A 23,208-nucleotide genomic window follows, 5' to 3' on the forward strand; every position below is an offset into this window, starting at 1 on the left:
CTACTGCGGATAAAGGGAGTCGAACCCCCACGTCGATTAAGACACTAGAGCCTGATTCTAGCGCGTCTGCCAGTTCCGCCATATCCGCTTAATATAATATTAATTAACAATAATATAAAATCCCTCTTTATGTCAATAATTTTATATCATTTTTGTTAAATGTAGATAAATCAAAGTATAATGAAAGTATTATTATAATAACTGATGGAGGAACACTTTCATGACTGAAGATAAAGTACTACAAAATATTGAAGAATGGGTCAAAGGTGAGCTGCTAAATGAAAAGAGCGGCCATGACTGGTACCATATAAAAAGAGTCACAGATATTGCCAAAGAAATATTAAAGCATGAAAAGGCAGATGATTTTACTGTAATTTCTGCTGCATTGCTCCATGATATTGCGGATGATAAGGTAACCTCTGACGTTAACATGGCACTGGAACGTATTAGAAAACTGCTTGAAAGAAACGAGGTTGCTGATGAGACTATTGAGACAATTATAGATATCATTACAACAATGTCATTTAAAGGCGGGACAGGCAAGGAATTATCGTACATCGAAGCTCAAATCGTTCAGGATGCCGACAGACTGGATGCTCTCGGGGCAATCGGAATTGCGAGAACTTTCCAGTACGGCGGTGCTAAAGGACAGGCAATGTACGACCCTGAAATTTCTGTCCGAGATCAGATGAGTTTTGAAGAGTACCGTAACGGAGAGTCTACTTCGATTAATCATTTCTATGAAAAACTGCTGCTGTTAAAGGATAAGATGAATACTCCTACAGCAATTAAAATAGCTGAAGAGCGGGAAGAATTTATGAAGAATTTCCTTGATGCATTCTTTAAGGAATGGGAGGGAGGATTATGATGAAAATTATTGTCTTTGGAGCAACAGGCGGTGTGGGTAAATCGGTTGTCCAGCAAGGTATAGATGCTGGACTGGAAGTTACCGCCTTTGTACGAACTCCGGCCAGACTTGAAATTACTCATAAAAATTTAAATGTAATACAGGGAGATGCCTTCAATAAGGAAGAAGTCTCTGAAGCAATTTCAAATCATGACGTGGTTGTATCGTGTCTCGGTTCAAGTAAAGGTATGAAGAAATCTGCAGAACTTCAGAATATGACTAAGCATATTGTTGAAGGTATGAAAGAACATAATGTCGACCGTATTGTCTATACAGCATCAGCAGGTGTGCATAAGGAACTAACGGGCATCATGGGTAAAGTGATTATGCAGCTGCTTAAAAATCCATTAATCGATCATCGTGCTGCTGTCGAACACATCCAAAATGCAGGACTGAACTACACTATCGTCCGTCCGATGGGATTATCGGATAAAGAATTTACTGGCGAATACAGAGAAGCTGTTTCAGGTGTACCTGATAAATCAAGTTCAATACCGCGTGCAGATGTTGCAGATTGTATTATTAAAGTTTTAACAGATTCAAGTTATGAAAATACTTCAATTGGTCTTGCAACATGATAAAAATCCGGATACTGATAATCAGTATCCGGATTTTTTAAATTTTGGAATCTTTTTTTGCAATATATTTCGCTGCATTTTGACCGCTCAGTGTCACCATCGGCATACCGCCGCCGGGATTCACTGTGCCGCCGACAAAATACAGGTTATTTATAAACGCGGATTCTTTTGGATGTTTAAATCCCTGGTTCAGTTTTTTATCTGACAAAGTACCGTATATAGCTCCGCCGTCAGATAGATACATCGACTCAATATCGTGAGGTGTAAGCATGTATTCTGTGACTATATGCTTTCTTAAATCCGTGAGTCCCATATCTTCAAGCTTCTTAAGCACAAGCTCCCTGAAATCTATATAATCTTCTTTTGTGTAATCAAGATAATTCAGCGGTGGAATATGTGGTAAAATCTTTAAATTTTCATAGCCTGCCGGTGCTTGTGAGGAGTCTGTTTTATTTGAATTGACTAAATAAATTGTCGGGTCTTTTGGTAGCTTTTTTTTATCAAACACAATTTCATAATTCTTATCTGAGTCTTTGGAAAAGAAAAAGTTATGATGTCTAAGCTCGGGATACGATTTATTTACACCTAAGTGAATAACAAGTCCTGAGCTCGCGGGCGGGAATTTCTTTTTCATCTTATTAATATTTTTAGGCAGCGTATCTAAAACTTTCGTATAGAATGGAATAACTTCCATATTTGATACGTAAATATCTGCTTCGATCTTCGAGCCGTCGTCCAAAATCAGATGTTCAATAGTTCCTTCGTTAGTAATGGCTGTTTTCACTTCACTGCCTGTAATAATTTCTACACCAATTTCATGTGCTAATGTCTGGATCGCTCCGGCTAAATTATGCAATCCGCCTTTAACATACCACACACCTTTATCTTTTTGCATATAAGCCATCATATTTAAAATTGCCGGCGCATTTTTGGCGCTTGATCCGACATATTTTATGAAATATCCGAGCAGACTTCTTAAATGCGGATGACTGATCCTTTTATCGATAGCCTGCTGCATAGTTGCACTGATGTTAAATGAGCGCAGAGAAGTAAGAGGACCGTGATATTTAATAATTTGTTTTAAATTATCGAGACCCTGATTGAAGTAGCCTATCTGTGTAACAGCATCCAATTTTTCTGCGTATTTATAAAAATTATCCAGCTCTTTAAAATCCCTCGATGTAAGCTTAGGGTTTTCCTCTTTCATCACATTTAAATCACCGTATAAGTCTATAATGTCCCCATCGGTAAAAAATGTCCGCCATTGCAGAGGCAATTCTATGATATCAACATAATCTGTAATTGAAACATTACTTTTTTCAAACAAGCGTTCAAATATTTCCGGCATTGTGAGTAATGAAGGACCTAAATCAAATCCGAATCCGTCCTGTTCGAGGCGATTTAATTTACCGCCCAAATGGTTGTTCTTTTCAATGATTTTTACGTTATAGCCATATTGTCTTAGTGAAATAGCAGCTGATAAACCACCCAGACCTCCGCCTATAATAATAACTGATTTATTATCCATAGAAATTACCCACTCTCATTGATTCGAGCATCTTTTCAGCGTCCATCTTTATTCTGCTTTTTCTTAAAGCAGATACGGCCTGTCGTTTGGCTAGACAATCATATTTATTTCTGCGGACTTCATCCAGGATTTCTCTGTAAATAAGTACTGCCAGCAATAATCCAAGCTGTGCTTGTGGTTTATAGTGCACAATTTCATTTAAAAAGGCATCGTATTTTTTCTCTGCTTCGTGTGCGAGTTTTTCCCACAAGTTAATAAATGACGGTGTGATATTAGAATCAGCTAAATCAGCTTTTGTTATTTGATAATCAGCCATCCAGTCTTTCGGAAGATAAACTCTGTCGAGTTTTGCAATATCTTCGCCGATATCACGTAAAACATTTGTATACTGCATAGCAACACCCAAGTCTAGCGCGCTACTCACTCTCATATCAATTTTACCATCACAAATAATGGGTAATAGTAAAACACCGACTGAACCGGCAACATAACCGCTGTAATTTTCTAAATCTTTGAGTGTCTCCGGCTGTTTAAAATCAATATCCATTTTCTGGCCATCCAGCTGCTTAAACATCATATCAAAACTGATATCATACTTATTCTTCACATCTGCGAGGGCACGCCATACAGGATGATCCGGAATATTGTTATTTTGAAAGCTGTTTAAATTCTTATACAGCTGATCGAGATGCTGTACTTTTTCAGCATGTGTTTCAGCATTATCGACTGCATCATCTGCCATACGGCAAAATGCATAAATAGCGTAAACTGCATTACGGTCCTGTGTATTTAAATTAGAGAAAGCATAATGAAAACTTTTTGACTGCTTTTTTATTATACTTTCGCAAAATTTATAATCTGACTTTAATTGGTTCACTGCGTCACCCCTTTGACTGCTCATCACTAATTAAATCATTCACTGCTATTTTGGCCGATAGTAATACAATTGGTACACCAGCACCTGGATGCGTGCTGCTTCCTGTGAAATACAGATTGTCACAATTAGGTGAAGTACTTTGCGGACGTAAATGATTGCTTTGAGTTAACGTTGGTCTTAGACCGAAAGTAGCACCATTGTATGCATTAAATATATTGTCGAAATCATTTGGTGACATCTGTTTTTCAGTAATAATTTCTGATTCGAAGTTTTTCATACCAGGTAATTTTGAAATTTTATCAATTGCTTTTTGACGGTAGGATTGTGACGTTTCATCTGTCCACTCTGATTTTAGAGTTGATAAATCAGAGACCGGTATCAAGACGTAAACGCCGTCTTTTCCTTCAGGTGCAAGAGTCGGGTCAATTTTTGACGGGATATACATGTATATTGATGGATCTTCGATAGTATCACCGGTAAATATTTGATTGATGTTCGTATCCAAATCATTGGAGAATATAAAATTATGAATATCAATGACTTCGTCATACTTCTTGTCCATCCCGAAATACATTACAAAACAGGAGCATGAATAATCCATGTCATCTATGTATTTATCTGTATATTTACCTTTATATTTATCTTCTTTAATCAGGTTTTTCATAGCGTATGGGAAATCTGCATTACACATAACTAAATCCGAATAATGTAATTGCTGGTTCACTTCGACGCCTTTGGCAGCACCGTCTTCAATTATGATACGTTCAACTTCACTGTCCAGCATCAGTGTTCCGCCCATTTCTTCAAACAGCTTTGCCATTCCTTTTGCCATACTGTACATGCCGCCCCTTATAAACCATATGCCGTATATGTATTCAATCATCGGAATAATTGTATACAATGAGGGTCCTTTAAATGGTGAAATACCTATATAGAGTGTCTGAAATGCAATCATCTGTCTCATGCGATCATCTTTAATATACTTTCTCAATAAATTATCGGCAGAATTTAAAGTTTTTAATTTCAGACCCTGACTGAGGATAAATGGATTGTAAAATTCTTTTTTTGTACGGAATGAACGCTGCAGAAAATGGTCTTTGGCAATATTGAATCTGGAGTATAAATCACTCAGATATTTTAAAAAACCTTCGCCATCAGTATCATTGAACGATTCGAGCATTTTCATTGTTTCCACTAAATCGTTTGTTGCACGATAACGTGTACTGCCTTCATCAAAATAACTGCTGTACATTGGATCAATACGTTCTAATGGAATATAGTCATCAGCATTTCTTCCAGCAAGCTCAAAAACTTCTTTGTATAAATCCGGCATCATAACAATCGTCGGTCCAAGATCAAATTTATATCCATCAAATTCAAGCTGGCTCATTTTACCGCCGACTTTATGATGACGTTCGACTATAGTCACGTCGTAACCTTCGCTAAGTAAACGGATTCCGCTGGCAAGACCTGCGACGCCTGCGCCTATTACTGTTACTGATTTATTCATATATTTGCCCCATTCTTTGTATTTTCCAATTTTCCAACTCTGAGGAAAGAACCTTTGGAGAGTGCTTCAAGTCATTTAAATCACGGGAATTTGTTAATAATGCAATTTTTTTCATTTGATATATAAAGTCATTTAAGAATTTTATTGCTTCATCAGTACCATCATTCATCACTTTATCCAAAATTAATTTTGATATTCCTACTGCATTTGCACCCAGGCTTAAGCATTTAATTGCATCGAGCGGTGTAACCACACCACCACTTGCTAGAATATGTACTTCATTTTGAAATGGTTCTGACTCCAGTAATGAAACAACCGTAGATTGTCCCCATGAATACATGTAATCCATTTCCTGATTTATACGACGTTGATTTTCAATTTGAGCAAAGTTTGTACCGCCTCGACCGCTGATATCGATATAACTTACGCCGAGTTCTTTCAGCGTACTTATTGTTTCCCTGCTCATCCCGAAACCAACTTCCTTAACGATGACAGGCACATCTGTTTCATTAACGATGATTTCGATATTCTGTCGCCAATTTTTAAATTCCCGGTCACCTTCAGGCATTATTAATTCCTGAGCTGCATTCACATGAATTTGCAGCGCATCTGCATCAATTAACTGTACTGCTTTTTTAGCACGGGATGCAGAAACATCAGCACCAACATTAGCAATTAAAAATCCTTCAGGATTAATCTCCCGGGCAATTGTAAAGCTTGAGTTTAACGAAGTGTCTTTTAAGGCAGCATGCATGGAACCAAGAGACATCGCTAAGCCAGTCTCTCTAGCGACCACTGCTAGTTTCTCATTGATTTCTTTCGTCCAATCACTGCCGCCGGTCATAGCGTTAATATAGATCGGCACATCCCATTTAACAGCTCCAAAAGCTGATGATAAATCAATGTCTTCAAGATTAAATTCAGGCAGGGAACGATGAATCAAATGAACGCGGTTAAAATCAGTATCAATTTGTTTCGGCTGATTCAGTACATGTCTGACATGTTCATCTTTTCGTATGCTTCTTGCATTTGGCTGTGTCATAAAGAGGCTCTCCCTTAAAATTAGAGTTTAGTGAACAGACTCCGGATGTCCAGAAATTGACCGGTCCCTATTTGTAATATACTTTTTTTAACGTTTCAAAATAAATCTGTGAGTCTTCAAAGCATTGTTCGAGATTATCAAAGTTAAAACTGTTGCTGATTGCCTGCTGTTCAATGTCGCGTTCATATCCTTGGATGGTCCAGCTGATTAACTGCATTGCATGATCTACATTGATATCGTCTCGGAATAAACTGAAGTTGAGATTTTCTGCCAATGTGACTTTAAATTCAGAGTCCAGCTGTTTAAGCTCTTTTAATATTTTTTCCGGGAACAGCCCTTTGAAATACTGGTGAATAAAAAAATTAAGTACTTCAGGATGCCGGATTTGGAACTGCTGCTTAAAACTGTTGACGCGTATTAAGCGTTCAATAAAACCTTCGTAAGTCTGGGTATAGTTTTTAACATAATCTATGAATATATCGAAAGTGTAAGACTGGCATGAACTGTATAGATCGGATTTGTTACCGAAATAATAGTAAAGAGATCCTTTAGAGATTTCTGCTTTTTCCACGATGCGGTTAGTCGAAGCATCCTTAAAACCGTAGTTAAAAAACTCTTCAATTGCTGATAATAAAATAACCTTCTGTTTAGCCGGCTTTAATTTTTTAAATGCTGGTTTCATATTCCATTCCTCCGTGTGTAAATATTATTATATATATTGACCGACATGGTCAAATAATAAGACTTAAAAAACAGCATTTCCGAAAAATTAGGAAATGCTGTTTCTGATATTATAGTATTAATCATCCTTTTTAACTGAAATACGCTGACCTTTCCAGACGACCTGTTTTTTAATATTGATGTTGTACCAGGACAAGCTGTAAATCATAAAGAAGAACAGGATATATACAGGGTATAAAAAAATATCGAGCCACCCAAGCCTGATTACTTTATCAGCAAGCATATAGAAAGAAATACCGTAAATTACGTATGCTGTGAGTGCGGGTATGACAGGGATAATGGGAATCAGTAATGAAATCAGTAAAGCTGACAAGGCAGTCATACCGCCTCCGAGAAATAAAATAATCATCGTCATATGTACAGGATGAGTATTAGTTGAGCCGCGGGCGATATGTTTTGACCACCCGCCTGTGAGTTCCTTCAGCCCATTAGGGTACATTCTCATACCGACATTATCACCGCCGAGATACAGTTTCACAGGTAATGAATACTTCTGATAAGCTTTGAAAATACCTTCACCTTCGATGATTTTCTCCTTTGAAGCTCTATGGCCATCAGTCATTTTATAATCAAACTGATTGGTCATCATCACAGGGCCGAATACTGTAGACAGTGTATTTAATGATTTAAATGCGGAGAATACGTTTATTCCCATAACGGTAATCAGGTTAAAAATTGCTGACAATTTTTCATATAATTTCTTTGTTTTATGTCTAGGCTGGACGGACAGCACTCCGGAATTATGCTGTTCAGCATACAGAGTAATCATTTGTTCAAGTGCGTGACTATTTGTAAATTCGATATCTGCATCCATAAATATAATTAAATCATGAGATGCATAATCCACGCCCGTGTAGCAGACGAAGCTCTTCCCGTTCCACGGATTTTCTGCCAATTTAACTTCAATTACATCAAAACTTTTTAGTATTTCAGAAGTGTTATCATCTGAACCATCATTGACCACGATAACTTCAGCTTTAGCAGTTTGCTTAAAAATACTGTTGATAAGATGAGGAAGATTGCGGGCTTCATTTTTGGCTGGAATAATAATACTCACGGACGTATTCTGTGAAGAAATTGAAAAAGCTGGTGATTTTTTTAAAAATTTAGGACTGAAAAAGACCAGTCTGCCGCATATAATTGTTATGAGTATAAAAATAAATATTGCTGTTTGAATCATTACATCACCCTCAGTTCAAGTCATCGTTTTTAAGCTGCCGTGCATACAATCTTTCAAATCTGGGCCGGTTGTATCTTTGAATAATGATAAAAGGGGTATTGCTCGCGAGTGCATAAATTCCGTGAATAATATAAGTCCATCTGGGATTGAATAAAAGAATAAACGGCAGAGAGAATATAATCATCCAGTGAGTGACTTCAGCACGGTTAATTTCTATAATAAAGGATTTTAATACAGCCGGACTTTTATCTTTCAGCTCAGACTTATTGTAGCTTCCGGTAAAAATCTGACCGCCTTCTGGAACTATATCCTTCCATTTTCGGACTTGGAACAGTTTGTTCCATAGGCTGCCGCTTTTTTCAAAAGTATATGATTTTAATCTGAATGGCCCGCTGAAGTACTTGCGGTCATCGACATGTAAAAATATATAAGAAACAAAGTAATGAATGAATCCCCATAAGACCGCGTTGAGAAAAAGGAGTTTAAAGATTTTTTTTGATTTGCAGAACAATTAATCAGCCTCCTTCCGAGTATGTAAAAAATTGCTATTATTAAAATCAATAATAGCAATTTATATGATGTGTTAATAGTATTAGCAACTGAAGAAATCAGCCTTTCTCTTTAAATAAAATATAATCTCTGTACTCTTCGACATCGATGCGATTTGCGATTTCACGCTTTACTCTGCTGATGTGATTTATTTTAGCTATATTGCTCATCGTGCTGTTCGCTTCGTATGCTTTCCACTCGTCCAATTCTAAAAATAGTTCACGTACGGTTTTCATGAAATTACCACCTTTTTTTATTTTTTCAAATAAAATAGCTCTTCTCTGAATTAAGAAGAGCTTTACCCGACTTCTTATCATCCAGTTTAAGTAAACTGTTGGACTTAGCACATCGCTTTACAGCTGTTGCCGGAGTTTCACAGGGCCAAATCCCTCCACTCACTCTTAATAAGAGAACTATTTTATTTAATGGTTATTATATGATAAACATTGTATTATTTCATCTTATTTGTTTATCTGATAGTCTAATTGTTTATTTTTAAGAGCTTTAACTGCCTGATCTGCAGCTACTTCCGCCATTTTATTTCTCGCTTCATATGTGTCATTGCCAATATGAGGTGTCAGAATCACGTTATCCAATTGTGCCAGTTCTTTATTAATATGCGGTTCTTCTTCATGTACATCGAGTGCTGCTGCTTGAATCTGCTTATTTTTTAACGCGTCGACAAGTGCTGCTTCGTCAACAACACCGCCGCGTGCGGTATTAATAAAGTAGGCAGTATCTTTCATCTGTTCAAATTCTTTTTTACCGAATAAATGATGTGATGTTTTATTGTAGTTTACTTGTGTAATTACATAGTCCGCTTCTTTTAATGCTTCTTCAAGAGTTACTTTTTCAGCATTGATATCAGTATCTTTCTCTTCATGATCAACATATAAAATCTTCATATTAAACGTTTGAGCAATTTTACCGATATACTGTCCTATCTGGCCGAAGCCGACGATAGCTAATGTTTTATCGACAGCTTGATTACCACCGAGGTAACCCATTACCTGCCAGCCGTTAAATTCATTTTTAACAGCCATTTCGTGTCCTGGAAGTACACGGCGTGAGAGTGCCAGCATTAATGTTACTGCAAGTTCTGCCGTTGATGCCACAGATTCATGCACTGGAGTGTTCGTTACAGCAATATTATGCTTATTCGCTTCATCAACATCGATATTATTAAAACCTGAGCCGACGTTCGCAATGACCTTCAAATCAGTATTCGCCTGGATTACTTCAGCGGGTGTCTGTACGTTAACGCCGGTAATTAAACCATCTGCACCTTTAACTCTATCAATAATTACTTCTGTTTTTGGAGTAGTTAATTCATCGTGCATATCCAATTCGATATTTTGATCTTTAATGATTTTTACTGCAGTTTCGGGAAGTTTTACTGCGCTATAGATTTTTGGCATAGTTGAACCTGCTTTCTTATATATGTATTTCTAACTCATATAGCCTAAATAAAAAGATTTAAACTTTTATGGATAAGGAGAGTATAGAAGAAACAAAAAAACTCCGAATTGCCTGGGAAATACCGGGCAAACAAAAAAAGAACGAGATAACTTATCCCGTTCTTTGAAAATCAATTATTTTATTACAGGTTGGTACCACATACAGGCCAAGGCTGTGAACCTCTTTCGTCATATAGCATTTGTGCTCTTTGAGTTTGTTCAGCTGCTGAAGCATCTGAAGCTACTCCAGAACCGCCTACTGACTGCCAAGTTTGAGCGTCAAACTGGTAAAGACCGTGGTACATACCGTTTGAGCTTACTACGCTAGCATTGCCGCCTGATTCACATGAAGCTAATGAACCCCAGTTTAGGCCACTGTTAGTGTTTGAAGTGCTAACACTTTTTGATTGTGGAGCTGGTGCTGAAGGTTGTTCAACTTCTTGTGTTTCTTGTACTGAAGGAGCTGCAGTTTGCGTGTTTTGTACAGGCTGTTGTACTTCTTCAGTGTAAGTGTAATTGTTTTGTTCAACGTTTTGAGTTTCTTCTTTCACTGCTGGAGCAGCTGCTTGTTCTTGAGTTGGTACTTCAGCTTGTGCGTTACCATTGCTTTGGTATGCCCAAGCATAATTAGTGCCGTCAGAGTTGAAGTCGTAGTTGAATTCTTTATGATCGAAGTTGTAGTCATACTGACCTTCATGTAATGCTGATGCGTTTAACGCTTCAGGATTGTTTTGAGCTGTATAAGCAAGTTCTGCTTTATCTATTGATGAAGCTTCCGCGTCTTGTCCTGCTGTAATTCCTGTTACGCCTAAACCTAATGCTAATGTAGTAGCTAATATCGTTTTCTTCATAATTTGTAATTCCTCCAAAAAAATATTATGCAATGAATGCATTTCTTGTTTTTTTAAATTTGATTAAGGGTAAACATAAACTTAATTTAAGTCTCGTTTTCCTAAGACAAGAGTAAATATAACATAGAACTTTTTTACGTGTGTTACAGTCTAATAATAAGAACGTTACAATTAAAAGCAGAACTGTAACAATGACATCTGATTGTATTATTTCTAATTATTACGATGAAATAGACATATCTACGTAATATTAAGATGCTATTCGTAATATATAACAGATATTTGTCCATGGTAAAAGACCCGGCCAGCATTCAGCTGCCCGGGTCTTTCTATATAAACCTATTCTATGCGGGTGTTTTCTAATTCTTCATAATCTGTCAAATAGAATCTGCCGTCCTGTTCTATTACATTATAGCGGGCATATACTTCGAAAACACCATGGGTATTTATATGTGAGTAAGTTCTTGTCGCATAGACATTCATACTGCCGTCAAGATTCTCCACTTCAGAATCTATAAAAACAGAATAAGTCATGTGGTTACCGTAGTTTCCTGAGGCTTTATTTGCAAAAAGTGCATTGTAGCCTGGTGATTCCGGCAGATAGAAGCTGAGTGCTTCTTCATCATGATTATTAAAGTAGGCTGGCAGTGCAAATAGATACTGCTGAACAAATTCTGATGTATTGGTAATATCTACCGGCATTTGATCTGAACGTGGAAGGATTGAATAAGTAAGTGGCGCGGACTCACCGTACTTAGCTTCAAATGAATACTTTACTGCGCATGCGAGACAGCCGCTGCCCGGAGCCTGAAGTAGTGTACCGTCCGCTACAAGGTTATTGTAAGCTTGGAACTGCTCTGCTTCAGGGACGTTATCGCACTCCGTCAGTTGAGTCATAATACAATGTTCGGCAGCAGTATAGTTTATTTCATTCTCTGAACTGCCGTTTGTTTCATCTGTACTTTTTGTAGTTCCTTCATTATCTGCAGAGTTTTCTGTACTGTTCTCTTCTGGTGCTTCTGAATCTTCTTCTGATGATTCATTTTCCTCTTCAGATGTATCCTCAGCGGGTTCACTCTCATCTGGGCGGTCTTCTTCAGCAGGTTCGCGCTCAGTTTCTTCAGATGTATTATTTTTAGGTTCTTCTGCTTCTTCACTGTTTCCGCACGCGGCTAAAATGACCAGAATTGTCATCAATAACAGTATCATCCACTTCTTCATTATATTCGCCTCCCTTCATATAATAGGACGTTTCTGTTAAATCACTCTTTACTATAAAACATGCCCCAAACGGTGAGCTTGTAAACTCAACGCTTGAGGCACAGCTTACCTATTATTCTGCATAAGCGTATTGTTTTGCATCCCAATCTGAAACATCTGTTTCCAGTGGAATATTTTCACTGCGGCGTTTCTTGGCTGCATTAAAGAATAATATTGTAATTAATATAGTTACAATTGCACTGATAATTAATGAAATATTCATTGGCATATTTAAACCGATGGGTGCGTTAACAATATATGTTGATACTGTCATCGTCATGAATATCGCTGGGAATACTGCAATCCAGTAATTACGTCTGCCGATGAACAGATACATTGCACCGATCCACAATGCAATCATCGCTGTTGACTGGTTAGCCCAATTAAAGTAACGCCATAACAACGTAAAGTCCATATTTGTCAGGATAATCGACACGATAAATATCGGTGCAGCAATCCATATTCTGCTCATTATTTTCTTTTGAGGCACACGTATATAGTCTGCAATAATCATTCTGGCACTTCTAAAAGCAGTGTCTCCGGAAGTGATTGGAAGAACAATTACACCCAAAACTGCAAGTGTTCCAACAATTGGACCAAGCATCATCGTTGAGATTTCATTGACGATTCCGCCTGTACCTATAGTAGTAATTAACTCATTTAATGTGATTGGGCCATCGAAAAGACTCATTGCTGCTGCAGCCCAGATCATTGCAATAATACCTTCAGCGATCATCATGCCGTAAAAAATTCTGCGGCCTTGATTTTCATTCTGTGTTGTTCTTGAAATGATTGGTGACTGAGTCGCATGGAATCCTGATAATGCGCCGCACGAAATCGTTAAGAACAGCAGCGGGAATATCGCGGCACCTTCAGGGTGAGTATTTGTGAATGATAATTCTGGAACAGGTGCCTGATGCCACACGAGAGCAACTCCTATACCAATGGTGCTGAATAACAGTAAACCGCCTATGTAAGGGTAGATAGTCCCGATGATTTTATTGATTGGCAGTATTGTTGCCAGCAGATAATAGATAAAAATTAATACGACAAACACTATAACTGGAACTGCTCCACCTACGAGGTCGTACAGCAGATCTGCAGGTGAAGCGACAAACACCGTACCAACTAGAAGCAGTAATAATATTGAAAAAGCATTAACGACATGTTTCATTGCTTTTCCTAAAAATTTCCCTGCAAGTTCCGGCAGATGCGCACCATTATTACGGACGGAAATCATTCCAGTTAAGTAATGATGAACACCGCCGGCAAAAATACAGCCGAGTACAATCCAAATAAATGCAACAGGACCGTAAAGTGCTCCCATTATCGGTCCAAAAATCGGTCCGACACCGGCAATACTTATTAATTGAATCAATGCATTTTTATTTTTATGCATTGGTAAATAATCGACACCATCATGTTGTGTATAAGCCGGTGTTGCTCTGAGTTCTTTTGGCTGGAAAACTTTCTCGACAAATTTTCCATATGTAAAATACCCTATTATTAAGAGGGCGACTGCCCCTAAAAATGTAATCATATTGCTCCCCCTAAGTTTGAATACGCTTTCATCATTTTAGTTTACAAAATATACAAACAGTTTTGGGGAGATTTAGCTATCGTGTAGAAATAGCAGCTTCAAATGCAAAATAACGGCCTCAACAGGCCGTTATTATAATTCTATACGTGAACGAAGTGTCTTAACATAGTTGCGGCTGACCGGTATTTGAACATCTGTACCGTTCAGTGTAAGCTGATAGGCGCCGTTAAACCATGGAGTCATTTCTGTAATTGCTTTAGTATTAACGAGGTAACTTTTATGAACGCGGAAAAATGAATGCAGAATAAGACGTGATTCGAGTTCCTTTAATGTCATTCTGCTTTTAAATGTATCTTTAGCTGAGACAATTGTCGTTGTATTATTTTCTCTTGAAGCAAATAACACATCAGCAGGATCTAAGTAAGTAATTGATTCATCGACACCGACTGCAAGTTTACCTGCTGCCGGCTCACGTCTCGATTCAAGCAATTGAGTAACATGTGTGAGAGTTTCTGAGAGCTCCTCTTCGTCAATGGGCTTTAGTAAATATCCAACAGCCTGTACTTTAAATGCTTCAACAGCATATTCCGAATACGCAGTCGTAAATATAATCAGCGGCGGACTCTTCAATTTTTTCAATATTACAGCTAGCTCTGTGCCCGTCATTTCCGGCATATCGATATCGAGCAGCAGCAGTTCGGGTTCGTCAGCAATTATTTTTGATAATGCTTCACGCCCAGTCACAGCTTCCCCTGAGATCTTTATGGATGGATGTTCTTTAAGCAAATATATTAACTCTTCGCGGCTATACTTTTCATCATCTGCAACGAGTGTTTTTATCGTTTGATTCATTATTAACGATTCCTTTCAAATAGATTAGAGGACTTTAGGTATTTTAAAATATACCGACATACCAGAATCAGGCTGTGACTTAAACTGAAGACCGTAATCGCTGCCAAACGTCATCTCGAGTCTTTTATTGATGTTATATAGTGCAATTCCGTTCCCGTCGGTGCTCTCTTCTATGTTTGATGCTAATGTCTTCAGTCTCTCTTCGTTTATACCTGAACCATTATCTTCTATATATAAGAATACATTATCATTGCTGTCTTCGACTGTAATATGCAAACGGCACTGACTTATTTTTTCGCTGAATCCATGTTTCACAGCATTCTCAACAATAGGCTGAAGTGTCAAAGCCGGTAATTTACTATGCAGGCAGCTGTCATCTATATGGTATGAAACATTAATTCTGTCTTCGAAACGGATTTGTTCAATCGATAAATAAGATTTTATATGTTCAATTTCATCTGCCAGTGTATTAGTCGATACAGTTGTAGATTGCAGATTCTGCCGTATAAATTTGGACAAAGCGCGGAGTGCAGTTCTCGCTTTCTCAGGGTTAATACGAACCAGTGAAATTACAGTATTTAATGTATTAAAAAGAAAATGCGGATTTATTTGAGCCTGGAGAGCATTGATTTCAGCATCTTTTGCAAACTTATACAGTTTATCGGCCTCTCCCAATTCAAGCTGACTGCTCAGAAGATTTGCAAGACCGGTCAATGTTTCTTTTTCAAGAGATGTTATCTGAGAATGGAAATAAAAATTTACTGTGCCGATTACTTTGTCCCGGCTGTTTAATGATTCCGTTACGAGAAAATCGCTGTTCTCCCCGATGCGTGAAAGTGTAAGGTCTGCACTCTTGACTTCTGTTCCTTTGAGATTGAGTTCTTTATAAAGAATTGAACATACGTTTGTTGCAGACTGCGGCGTTAAACCTGACTTTAAATGTACGAGTGTCTGTTCTGCAATACGAAGCACTTTCTGTGCCTGCATCGCTGCGGCTTTTTCTTTTTCTTTCGCAACACTTTGAATAATTAAGAGGAATAACGCACAGCCGATGCCGTTTGCCAGTATCATCGGCAGGGCAATGTGCTGGACCAGTGCGAGTGCTTCTGTGAAAGGACGGGCTAACAGTACAATAAGTCCCATCTGCATCATTTCTGCTGCAGCTCCAATTGCAAATACATGGAGAGGCTTGGATATAACTCCCGGATTTCTTGAACGGAACCAGGCAGCAAAAATACCTGCAGCGATTGTCGCAATACCGCACGCAAAACCGGTAAAGCCACCCAGCATCATACGATGCCCGCCGGCAATCACCCCCGCTGCAGCGCCGACTCTATATCCGCCGAATAGTCCGGCAAGTACGACACCGATAACACGGAAGTTGGCAATTGCTTCGGTATTATAAACATCAGTTGTTAGACGCTGAAGCAGAAACGGTTCTGCCTGAAAAGTGATACCGGAATAGGTGCCGACGATACCAAAAGCACCAAAGAACAAAATTGCAGTATATTCCTGCTTCCTTGTCAGTTCAGACGGTGAAAGCATATCTCTAAAAAAACGCATACGTGTTGCGATAAAGGCCAGCATTACAATTAATCCAAGTCTTTCCAGCATAATCAGCAAAAGTTCGAACATCTGTATCTCCACATTTCCGTAATAGTGTTGATTAAGTATAGCAAATATAAAAAGAGCGTAAACTTAAAGATGTGAGACAACAATAAATAAATTAAGACAGTCAAAAAGACACCCTGGACGCTGAATTATTCAGTATCCAGGGCGTTCCTATTTAATTACAAGTCTCTTTCATCGACACCTGCATTTTTTTGTTCCTGATATTCTTTTTCCTCTTTTTGAATATACTCCTGCATACGTTTTGAGTTTGGAGTAATCGTAAGACCGAGATATTTTCTTTCTTCGTTTGCATCTTTATAAAATGAAATCATCATCATAATAATAACAAAGCTGAACGGCAGTGCAGCAATAATCGAGGCAGACTGGAGAGCTTCCAAACCTGTCTCTCCTCCTGAAAGCAGGAGTACAAAAGCGATTGCTGACAAACTGATACCCCACACGATTTTTATAGCAGCAGATGGACGGAGAGAACCGTGCGATGTCTGCATACCGAGTACAAATGTTGCTGAGTCTGCTGATGTAATAAAGAATGAAGATATCAGCAGTATTGCTAAAATAGACAGTGGTACGCTGAGCGGCATTTCATTAAATATAGCGAACAGCTGAGTTTCCGGAGCATGAGAGACAACTTCTGATACTTTGCTTGCAATCTCAATACCGGTAACACCAAATACGGTAAACCAGATAATCCCAATAGTTGTTGGTACTGTGAGCAGTGCCAGTACAAATTCACGAACTGTACGGCCTTTTGATACACGTGCGATGAAAATACCTACAAACGGACTCCAGCTGAGCCACCATGCCCAGTAAAAGATTGTCCATGATTGCAGCCAGCTGTTTTTATCGCTGTTTAATGGGGCTGCGTCAAGTGTTCTTGCTACAAATGTATTGATATACTCCCCGGCAGCAGTCGGAAGCATATTTAATATCAGCATTGTCGGACCAAGTATCAGTACGACTAACAGTAATATTGTTGCGAGTATCATATTCAGATTACTCAAATACCTTATTCCTTTGCTTAAACCACTCCATGCGCTGGCAAGGAAAAGGATAGTAACAACAGTAATAATAAGTCCCTGTACACCGACATTAATCGGTACTCCGAATAAGTAATTCAGACCGCCGTTAATTTGAGTTGTTCCAATACCGAGTGAAACGGCAACACCAATTACTGTTGCGAAAACAGTCAGAACATCGATGAGTATACCGATAGGACCGTCAACTTTATTTCCAAGTATAGGACGTAAAGTTTTTGACAGGAGGCCGGATTCACCTTTTCTGAATTGGAAATATGCGAGAGCTAAAGCGACAGCACCATACATTCCCCAAGCGTGTACACCCCAGTGGAAAATTGTTGCTCTAATCGCTTCGAGCATTGCTTCTTGCGATTCGGGTTCTGCGGTTGCGGGCATGAAGTAATGTGCGATCGGTTCAGAGGTACTGTAAAATACAACCCCGATTCCCATACCTGCACTAAACAGCATCGTCAGCCATGAACGTGTACTGAATTCAGGTTCGTGATGCGGTTTACCTAACTTTAATTTACCAATTGGACTGAAAATGAGAAATATACAAAAGAATAACGTGGCGGAAGTAATTATCATATAATACCAGCCAAAATAATTACTGACCCAGTTTGAAATCGAACCTGCAACGGAACCGAATTTTTCGGGGGCAATTACACCGATAATAACTAGTATTCCAACGATTAGTACCGAATATATAAATACTTTCGATAGTTTTTTAGTGCTTGGATTTGAAGAATCCTTCATTTAATATGCTCCTTATTATTTTATAAATACTGTCTTAAATTATGGGTTTTTAATATCTGCGAAATAAATAACCTATTGATAATACCAAACTTACACTTGGAGTGCAATTTGAATATGAAAAACCGCATCGTATGCGATGCGGTTTTTTAAAAAAGCGAAATCTTAATTTAAATTTTGATCTATTCTGTATGAAGCATAATATTTTTTGAAGACTTATGTTCCAGTCTCTTCTAGTTTTCAAAACCAGCCATTTTATTCGCTTTTTCTTCGTATTTAGGGAATTTATCTTTCAGCTGCAATACTAATAATATGAGCAGGTATGCAACTGCGGTTATTGCCAGCAGTATATATATTATTGTGTGGAATTCCATATTAAACGCCTGTCCGAATATCGCATCTTTAAATCCTGTAACGACGAATGCCATCGGCAGGAATTCATAAAGAGTCTGATAGAAGTTATTCGCGGTTTCAATCGGAAATGTTCCGCCGCTTGATGATAATTGTACAATAAGCAGTACGATACCGAGGAACTTGCCGAAGTTTCCGAATATCATCACTAGTAATCCTATCATAGTAATGGATATGAGCGACCAGGTCAGCATTGCACCATAGAATTTCCAATGGCTGGCTATATCAATTTGCATAATCCATACAATCGCAATGTACAGCAGGGTAGTAATTATTACAGAATGTGATAAAAATAACAATCCGCGACTGACCCATTGGCTGAACACGTGTTTCTTATCTTCAAATATTTTATTCATTGGATAAACAACATTAAATGTAATGCTGCCGATAAATAAACTGACCGCAATAATTAACGGTGCAAAACTTTGTGCATAGTTTTGTGTATTTACCATGGATTCAATTTCCAGATTAACAGGGCTTGCAATTGCTTCTGCCCCTTCATCACTGAATACAATATTCTGTTTTTCTATTTCCTCGAGCAATTCGTTAAATCTCGTATCTACTTCTGTCAGAGCTTCTGCCATTTCCTTGGAACCTGCTTTCAGCTCGCCAATGCCGTCGTTCATCTGCATAATACCGGCATTCAATTCAGAAGCGCCTCCTGCAAGCTGTGTGCTCGCTTCATTTAATTGACCTGCTCCGCTTTCAAGTTCTGACTGCGCGCCCTGGACAGGCTGGGCATAGTTTCCAAGCATTGGTGCCAGCTGAGCCATCTGGCCAGTAAACTGCTGTTCACCATTGTATAGTGTGCCTGCGCCTTCGTTAACCTGTGCAGCACCGCTTTCGAGACTGCCGGCACCTTCACTTAACTGCGTTGAGCTGTCCTGCAGCTGTCCGAGTCCATCATTCAGCTCGACTGCACCATCTTTCAGCTCGGCGATGGCAGATTGTGCCTCATCACTCTGATCGGAAAGGCTGCCGAGTTCGCTGATCAGCGTTTTGGTATAGGTTTCTGTAATTTCTTCTTGTACTGTTTCAACTAAAACTGAACCAACCTGTTCTGACATTATTGAGCCGATGAAATTATAACCGGGATTTGTTTTTAAAGTAAGATTTACATTTTCCGGTGAATCGGTTAAGAATGTCATAGCATTATCAGATGCATCTGCAGGAATTTCCAGATAGCCGTATGACTCTCCGCTCTTAATTGCTTCTTCGGCTTCATCCAGATTAGAAAATTGCCAATCCAGCTGGTCGTTATTTTTCAGCTCATCTTCGATTTCTTTACCCAGTTCAATATCCTCATTACCTGTGTCTTCATTAACTATATGGAATTGCATATCGCCTGTACGGTCGTACGGGTTCCACATTGCACCAAGAAAAGTAAGCGCATATATAACCGGCAGTAATGAAATAACCGCGAGAGAAACTAATAACAACGGTTTCTTAAATATAAATTTAAAATCCTGTAACATTTAATCATCCTTCATGTTTTTTTGTGTTAAAGTTATCGTACATAATGTACAATAACCCATTATAAGTTGTTTAAAGTATACATCAATGGTTGATATATCCATGTCTGTAGGATAAGCAACACATTGTATTGAAAGGTTGTTTATTCTTGAAAAAAGATTTAAGAGTACAAAAAACATTACATGCAATTGACAGTGCCATCATTACTCTGCTTGAGAGAAAACCGTTCGAGAGTATTACCATTCAGGATATCAGTTCAGAAGCTATGATTAACCGGGGAACATTTTATACTTATTATAAAGATAAATACGAACTGATAGAGAGTTATCAAAATTCGATGATGACGGATATTGAACAGCTGCTCTACAAAAATATTACCGGCACCAGCTTTAAAGATGTGGATGAGAACGATCTTAACAATACTATTTTGAAGATGTTCCAGTATCTTAAAGATAACCGCAGACGCGTGCTCGTTATTGCCAACAGTCTTGGCAGTGCAGAACTTGCAAAATATTTTTCACAGCACATGTTTGATTTTTATAAAGTGAAAAGCAGGGAATTTGGTGTTGAATTAGACTCTGAAATATTTACAGATTATCTGATTACGTACATTACAAATGCGCATATTGGAATTTTATTAAAATGGCTTAAAGATGGATGTGAAGAGTCGATAGAAGATATGGCGATGTTTATTGAAACATTTACAATCAAAGGTGTATTCAAAACTGTGGGAATCTGATAAGCTAATTTGAATACTTTTACAGAAGACAAAATGTGTAAATGTTTTTACAGAGGGAATATTATCATTAAAGCATTAACTTTATATAAGTATGATAAAAATTTAAGGATGTGTAAGTATGTATAAAAAGATATTGCTGCCATACGATTTTGGAAACTCATTCGATAACGTACCTGACCAGCTGGCTAAAATGACAGAGAACAGTGAAGGTGCTGTCATTACTATTTTTAATGTCATCACTGAAAATGAGATGTCGAGTGATGTGAAATTTAACGGGAAACGTTTCAATGCGATAACAGAAGACAAAACAAAAGAACTGAAACCATTTACAGATGCGCTTGAGAAACGCGGGCTAGAGTATGAACTGCGTTTTGAGGTAGGTCGTGTGATTAATGAGCTGTTAACAGAAATTAAGAACAACGATTACGAAATAGTGGTCATGAGTAACAGACGTTCTAAAATGGAAATCAAGCACGTGCTTGGGCATGTCACACATAAAATAGCAAAACGTGTGAATCTACCTGTAATGATTATAAAATAACACAGCATGCCTGCTTACTAAAGTGTAAGCAGGTACTTTTTAATTGTCTGTAATTCTTTTCCCGGTATCCGCATCAAAAAAATGAACTTTATCCATATCAAATGCAAAAGTCATTATATCGCCAGGTTTATTTGGATTGTGAGCGTCGACTCTTGCGACGATTTCTTCTCCTTCCAGTTCTGAGTAAATCATAAATTCTGAACCGAGCAATTCATTCACCTGGACTTTTAAATCGAAGGGTGTTAAATCTTCAGAAAGTGAAGCTTCTCCATATTCCAGAAGATTTTCCGGACGTACTCCAAATTTAATGTTCTTATTTGCATAGCCTAATTTTCTCAGCAGCTCTTGATCAGCAGCTGAAACTTTAATATTTATATTGCCTATAATTAATTCTTCTCCATCAAATACACACTCAAATATATTCATTGCGGGGGAGCCGATAAACTGAGCGACAAATAAATTGCCGGGTGTGTTATATACTTCCTGAGGCGAACCGACCTGCATGATTTCCCCGTTATTCATAACGACAATTCTACTTGCCATAGTAAGTGCCTCAGTCTGATCGTGGGTCACATACACAGTTGTCGTTTTCAAACGCTGGTGAAGTTTCATAATTTCGGCTCTCATCTGTACGCGTAATTTAGCATCGAGGTTCGACAGCGGTTCATCCATCAGGAATACATCTGTCTCTCTCACTATAGCCCGTCCGAGAGCGACGCGCTGTCTCTGGCCGCCGGATAATGCCTGCGGTTTTCTGTGAAGATAATCAGTCAGCCCAAGTATCTCTGCCGCCTCATCGACTTTTTGTTTAATTTCCTTTTTCGGCCTTTTTTTAATTTTCAGCCCGAATGCTATGTTATCAAATACTGTCATATGAGGGTACAGCGCATAATTTTGAAAAACCATGGCGATATCTCGATTTTTGGGCGGAATATTATTCATCAGCTTATCGCCAATAAAAAATTCACCCTCTGTGATTTCTTCCAGTCCGGCCATCATACGGAGAGTTGTTGATTTACCGCAGCCTGACGGTCCGACAAGGACTATAAACTCCCCCTCTTCTATATCCAGGCTGAAATCTTTAACGACGAGAGGACTTGAGCTGTTATATTGTTTTTTTATATTTTTTAAAAATAAACGGGCCATAGAGTTTCTCCTTAATATTTCGCTGTAATTAAACATCTCTGTATTTAATAATTACTGTTTAATTATAACAGGGTATTAAACGGGTATATAAATTTCAAATTCAAAAGAGTATTACATTGCAAAAGTAGCAGGTTAAGATTTAAAATTAAACTAATGATTACTGAAAAATGAAAGGAAGTGTTCTGTATGTATAAAAATATTTTAGTGCCATTTGATTTTGGGAATTCATTTGAGAATGTACCTGAGCAGTTAGTGAAACTCACAGATAAAAATGGAGATTCGATGATTACGATTTTTAATGTAATAACGGAAAATGAAATGGCGGATAATGTGAAGTATCAGGGCAAGCATTTTGAGGACATAGCAAAAGAAAGAGTCGAAAATATGAAGTTCTTTACAGATCAGCTGGATGAGCATGGTCTTAATTACAAAATTTATTTTGAAACAGGCCGTGTAATTAATGAACTTAAAAAAGAAATTGAAAGTAATGAATATGAAGTTATCGTTATGAGCAACAAGCGATCTAAGCGCGATATCAAACATGTCCTTGGTCATGTGACACATAAAGTGGCAAAACGCGCGAACATCCCTGTAATGATTATAAAATAATTTTAGATTAAAAAAC

General features: G+C 38.1%; 22 protein-coding genes, 1 tRNA gene and 1 riboswitch. Of the genes, 5 read left to right on the forward strand and 18 right to left on the reverse strand.

Features of this window, described 5'->3' with window-relative positions; translation table 11 throughout:
• Positions 1-4 precede the first annotated feature (4 nt).
• Positions 5-88: transfer RNA gene (locus H625_RS0107065), tRNA-Leu, on the reverse strand.
• Positions 89-220: 132 nt separating this feature from the next.
• On the opposite strand from H625_RS0107065, the gene H625_RS0107070 reads away from it, so the two are divergent.
• Positions 221-868 carry an HD domain-containing protein gene (locus H625_RS0107070; RefSeq protein WP_026859305.1) on the forward strand — a complete coding sequence of 216 codons (648 nt, stop codon included), beginning with the start codon at positions 221-223 and terminating at the stop codon, positions 866-868.
• Positions 865-1,485, forward strand: a complete 621-nt coding sequence (locus H625_RS0107075) for an NAD(P)-dependent oxidoreductase (protein WP_245573117.1) — start codon at positions 865-867, stop codon at positions 1,483-1,485. Before H625_RS0107070 ends, H625_RS0107075 begins: the two co-directional genes overlap by 4 nt.
• A 37-nt stretch (positions 1,486-1,522) precedes the next feature.
• Here H625_RS0107075 and H625_RS0107080 read toward each other — a convergent pair whose 3' ends face one another.
• From H625_RS0107080 to H625_RS0107155, 16 genes are all read right to left on the reverse strand, one after another.
• On the reverse strand, positions 1,523-3,013 hold the full coding sequence (locus H625_RS0107080) for a phytoene desaturase family protein (protein ID WP_026859307.1): 1,491 nt from the start codon (positions 3,011-3,013) through the stop codon (positions 1,523-1,525).
• Positions 3,006-3,914 (reverse strand): phytoene/squalene synthase family protein, encoded by a 909-nt coding sequence (locus tag H625_RS0107085; protein WP_084135778.1) that lies wholly within the window; start codon positions 3,912-3,914, stop codon positions 3,006-3,008. The genes H625_RS0107080 and H625_RS0107085 overlap by 8 nt, the downstream gene beginning before the upstream one ends.
• Positions 3,895-5,400, reverse strand: coding sequence for a phytoene desaturase family protein (locus H625_RS0107090; RefSeq protein WP_026859309.1), 1,506 nt, complete (start codon positions 5,398-5,400; stop codon positions 3,895-3,897). Before H625_RS0107090 ends, H625_RS0107085 begins: the two co-directional genes overlap by 20 nt.
• A complete protein-coding gene (gene fni, locus H625_RS0107095) occupies positions 5,393-6,442 on the reverse strand; it encodes a type 2 isopentenyl-diphosphate Delta-isomerase (protein WP_026859310.1) in 1,050 nt (349 codons plus the stop codon). Before fni ends, H625_RS0107090 begins: the two co-directional genes overlap by 8 nt.
• 67 nt (positions 6,443-6,509) lie before the next feature.
• A complete protein-coding gene (locus H625_RS0107100) occupies positions 6,510-7,124 on the reverse strand; it encodes a TetR/AcrR family transcriptional regulator (RefSeq protein ID WP_026859311.1) in 615 nt (204 codons plus the stop codon).
• A gap of 117 nt (positions 7,125-7,241) precedes the next feature.
• Positions 7,242-8,363, reverse strand: a complete 1,122-nt coding sequence (locus H625_RS12755; protein WP_035785408.1) for a glycosyltransferase family 2 protein — start codon at positions 8,361-8,363, stop codon at positions 7,242-7,244.
• Between the two features lie 10 nt (positions 8,364-8,373).
• Positions 8,374-8,874, reverse strand: coding sequence for a glycosyl-4,4'-diaponeurosporenoate acyltransferase CrtO family protein (locus H625_RS12760; RefSeq protein WP_051239013.1), 501 nt, complete (start codon positions 8,872-8,874; stop codon positions 8,374-8,376).
• Positions 8,875-8,971: 97 nt separating this feature from the next.
• Complete coding sequence (locus tag H625_RS13750; RefSeq protein WP_169516119.1) at positions 8,972-9,148, reverse strand: hypothetical protein; 177 nt, start codon at positions 9,146-9,148, stop codon at positions 8,972-8,974.
• A 71-nt stretch (positions 9,149-9,219) separates the two neighbouring features.
• Positions 9,220-9,323, reverse strand: a riboswitch (SAM riboswitch).
• A gap of 50 nt (positions 9,324-9,373) precedes the next feature.
• Positions 9,374-10,330, reverse strand: coding sequence for a 2-hydroxyacid dehydrogenase (locus H625_RS0107120; protein WP_026859312.1), 957 nt, complete (start codon positions 10,328-10,330; stop codon positions 9,374-9,376).
• Positions 10,331-10,512: 182 nt separating this feature from the next.
• Complete coding sequence (locus tag H625_RS0107125; RefSeq protein WP_026859313.1) at positions 10,513-11,220, reverse strand: transglycosylase family protein; 708 nt, start codon at positions 11,218-11,220, stop codon at positions 10,513-10,515.
• Positions 11,221-11,559: 339 nt separating this feature from the next.
• The gene (locus H625_RS0107130; RefSeq protein WP_026859314.1) at positions 11,560-12,441 is read right to left on the reverse strand and encodes a hypothetical protein; all 882 of its coding nucleotides are present in this window, start codon (positions 12,439-12,441) and stop codon (positions 11,560-11,562) included.
• Positions 12,442-12,553: 112 nt separating this feature from the next.
• The gene (locus H625_RS0107135) at positions 12,554-14,020 is read right to left on the reverse strand and encodes a carbon starvation CstA family protein (RefSeq protein WP_026859315.1); all 1,467 of its coding nucleotides are present in this window, start codon (positions 14,018-14,020) and stop codon (positions 12,554-12,556) included.
• Positions 14,021-14,152: 132 nt separating this feature from the next.
• Entirely contained in the window at positions 14,153-14,872 is a 720-nt protein-coding gene (locus H625_RS0107140) for a LytR/AlgR family response regulator transcription factor (RefSeq protein WP_026859316.1), read from the reverse strand.
• Between the two features lie 24 nt (positions 14,873-14,896).
• The gene (locus tag H625_RS0107145; protein ID WP_026859317.1) at positions 14,897-16,507 is read right to left on the reverse strand and encodes a LytS/YhcK type 5TM receptor domain-containing protein; all 1,611 of its coding nucleotides are present in this window, start codon (positions 16,505-16,507) and stop codon (positions 14,897-14,899) included.
• A 155-nt stretch (positions 16,508-16,662) separates the two neighbouring features.
• Positions 16,663-18,276: a BCCT family transporter gene (locus tag H625_RS0107150; protein WP_026859318.1), complete on the reverse strand. Its 1,614-nt coding sequence runs from the start codon at positions 18,274-18,276 to the stop codon at positions 16,663-16,665.
• Positions 18,277-18,506: 230 nt separating this feature from the next.
• A complete protein-coding gene (locus H625_RS0107155) occupies positions 18,507-20,159 on the reverse strand; it encodes a YhgE/Pip domain-containing protein (RefSeq protein ID WP_026859319.1) in 1,653 nt (550 codons plus the stop codon).
• A gap of 146 nt (positions 20,160-20,305) precedes the next feature.
• Here H625_RS0107155 and H625_RS0107160 point away from each other — a divergent pair, with 146 nt between their 5' ends.
• Both H625_RS0107160 and H625_RS0107165 read left to right on the forward strand, forming a co-directional pair.
• Positions 20,306-20,896 (forward strand): TetR/AcrR family transcriptional regulator, encoded by a 591-nt coding sequence (locus H625_RS0107160; RefSeq protein ID WP_026859320.1) that lies wholly within the window; start codon positions 20,306-20,308, stop codon positions 20,894-20,896.
• A gap of 118 nt (positions 20,897-21,014) precedes the next feature.
• Positions 21,015-21,437, forward strand: coding sequence for a universal stress protein (locus tag H625_RS0107165; protein ID WP_026859321.1), 423 nt, complete (start codon positions 21,015-21,017; stop codon positions 21,435-21,437).
• A 39-nt stretch (positions 21,438-21,476) separates the two neighbouring features.
• On the opposite strand, the gene H625_RS0107170 is transcribed toward H625_RS0107165, so the two are convergent.
• The gene (locus H625_RS0107170; protein WP_026859322.1) at positions 21,477-22,583 is read right to left on the reverse strand and encodes an ABC transporter ATP-binding protein; all 1,107 of its coding nucleotides are present in this window, start codon (positions 22,581-22,583) and stop codon (positions 21,477-21,479) included.
• A 186-nt stretch (positions 22,584-22,769) separates the two neighbouring features.
• On the opposite strand from H625_RS0107170, the gene H625_RS0107175 reads away from it, so the two are divergent.
• A complete protein-coding gene (locus H625_RS0107175) occupies positions 22,770-23,192 on the forward strand; it encodes a universal stress protein (protein ID WP_026859323.1) in 423 nt (140 codons plus the stop codon).
• Positions 23,193-23,208 lie beyond the last annotated feature (16 nt).

The sequence above is a fragment of the Jeotgalicoccus psychrophilus DSM 19085 genome, assembly GCF_000425845.1.
Taxonomy (GTDB): Bacteria; Bacillota; Bacilli; order Staphylococcales; family Salinicoccaceae; genus Jeotgalicoccus; species Jeotgalicoccus psychrophilus.